This window comes from Phenylobacterium sp., assembly GCF_035276905.1.
GTDB lineage: Bacteria > Pseudomonadota > Alphaproteobacteria > Caulobacterales > Caulobacteraceae > Phenylobacterium.
The window spans coordinates 1-2,141 of record NZ_DATELG010000266.1; the positions used below are offsets into that span (position 1 = coordinate 1).

Annotated in this window: 2 protein-coding genes; one reads left to right on the forward strand and one right to left on the reverse strand. The window is 65.1% G+C overall.

Annotated elements, in window-relative coordinates:
• A partial coding sequence (locus VJS38_RS12465) for a sensor histidine kinase (RefSeq protein ID WP_324088469.1) occupies positions 1-1,322 on the forward strand: 1,322 nt, incomplete at its 5' end.
• A 345-nt stretch (positions 1,323-1,667) separates the two neighbouring features.
• On the opposite strand, the gene VJS38_RS12470 is transcribed toward VJS38_RS12465, so the two are convergent.
• The gene (locus VJS38_RS12470; RefSeq protein ID WP_324088470.1) at positions 1,668-1,982 is read right to left on the reverse strand and encodes a hypothetical protein; all 315 of its coding nucleotides are present in this window, start codon (positions 1,980-1,982) and stop codon (positions 1,668-1,670) included.
• Positions 1,983-2,141 lie beyond the last annotated feature (159 nt).

The following is a 2,141-nucleotide window of genomic DNA, read 5'->3' on the forward strand; positions in this document are numbered from 1 at the left end:
GGGCGGAGCGCGGCGTCCCTTCGGCGCCGCGCCCGCCAATCTCGCTGAGGAGAGACTGGACCTACGCCGTCCAACCGTTGGGGACCGTCCCCCACTGCCTGTTTCGTCATGAAGTGAACGTCACAGCAATGAGGGCGTTCGTGCGGCAGCTCCAAGCGCCGAGATCGGAGATGCCCGCAAGCTCCTCGGTACGACATACGCTTCTGGAACAGCAGCGCGCGCTGGCCAAGTTCGGCGTGCTCGCGCTGAGGGCGGATGATCTAGCTGAGATCCTCACGGAAGCTTGCCGTCTCGTCGGCGAGGCCATGCGAACTGACCTGGCGAAGGTTATGGAGCTGCAGCCCGACGGCCGCACCCTCCTGGTGCGTGCCGGCGTGGGCTGGCGACCCGGTGTCGTTGGTCGCGCCACAGTCAGGGCCGACGGCTCGTCCGAGGGATTTGCTCTCGACACGAACGAGCCGGTTGTGTCGGAGAACATCGACACCGAGGCGCGGTTCGCCTACCCGGCCTTCCTGAAGGACAACGGTGTCAGGGCGATGGTGAACGTCATCATCATCGGGGGCGAGGGCAAGCCGCCCTACGGCCTGTTGGAGGTGGACAGCCGTGAGCCTCGGCGGTTCACGCGGGATGACGTCACGTTCCTTCAGACGTACGCCAACCTGCTCGCCGCGGCGGTCGACCGTTTCCAAACCATGCAGGGGCTCAAGGGCCTGGTCGCTGAAAAGGAGCGGCTGCTGCGGGAGCTGCAACACCGGGTGAAGAACAACCTGCAGATGATCACCGCGCTCGTAAATGCACAGCGCCGCCGCACGGAGTCCGTCGAGGCCAAGGCAGAGCTGCAGAGCATCGCCGAGCGGATCGAGACGCTGCGGCTTGTTCACGACAAGCTCTGCGCGGCTGGGGAAGTGGAGCGAGTGGATCTGGCGCCCTACCTCGCCGAGCTCAGTGGCGCTCTTCTGAAGTTCCATAGCGACGGCGCCGTCCACATAGACCTTCGAATGGAGCTTGAGCGGGCCTGGGTAGCACCCGAGACAGCGGTGCCACTGGGGATGATCGTCAATGAGTTCGTGACCAACAGCATGAAGTACGCCTTTGAGGGCGGTCGTGGCATCGTCGGGGTCAAGCTGGTGACTGGCGAGGATGGCGCGCCGATCTTGACGCTCTGGGACAACGGAAAGGGCTTTGCCGAGACACCGCATGGCGGGACTGGCATGCGGTTGATCAATGGCCTGATCAGCCAGCTCGCCGCTTCGGCGCAATGGGAAGGGCATGAAGGCGCCCGGCTCACCATCCGGCTGCCTCGCGCGATCGTTCGTGGTTGAGATCGGCCGCTCCCCCTCCGCCGCGTCGTCGGGACCCGTTAAAGGAAAGGTGGCGTCCGCATCTTCTCAGCTGAGCCTTAAATCGGGGACGGACGCGCCTGTGGTCAGCGCCGTCTCCCGTTCGTCGGCGATGCGCTCCCATTGGCGCGCCATGTCCAGGAGTTGTTCGCGCAGCGCCGGCGGCATCTTTGCAGCGAGCTCACGGCACGCCGTGGCGTTTTACGATAGTCGGAAACGCGATCCATGCTCGACTCCGGTCCGTTTTGCGGGGGCGCGCGTGGGAGTCCGATCCATATTTTGCCAGGCCGGACTCCCGCTCCCCGCGCAAGTCGCGCGGCCCAAGCTCTATGAGATGACCTCAAACTCCTGACGCCGTCGTTCGGGCAACCGACGTTCGCGATCGAACTGACGCGCTTCTGGGTGGCGCTTCCCGACAGCCGGACTTGAGGGATCTGCAGGGCTGAGGAACCGCGCTGCGAGGCTTCCATCTTTCAGGTGCAACCGGATTTCGCTCCAAAGGCCGGCGCGGGCCAGGCGCTCCGCCAATCGTCGCGCGGCGTGTTCGGCGTCGCGACCGCTGCGAAAGATCATGTCGTTATCGACGTCGTCGACGGTGAGTTTCCAGCCATCGGCCAAAGCTGTAACCGCAATTCGCCTCATGGCTGCGCTCCTCTCGGCATGGTGTGGTTGGTCTGAAAGGCGTCCGCAGGGCTGCGCCAGGCTGCGGATGTCGCGCGGATTCCTTCGGCTCCGCTGGAGCTGTCGAGGCGCGCGAGCGCCTCTTGCACCTCCGTCAGCGGCACAGGTTCCGGCGTGCCG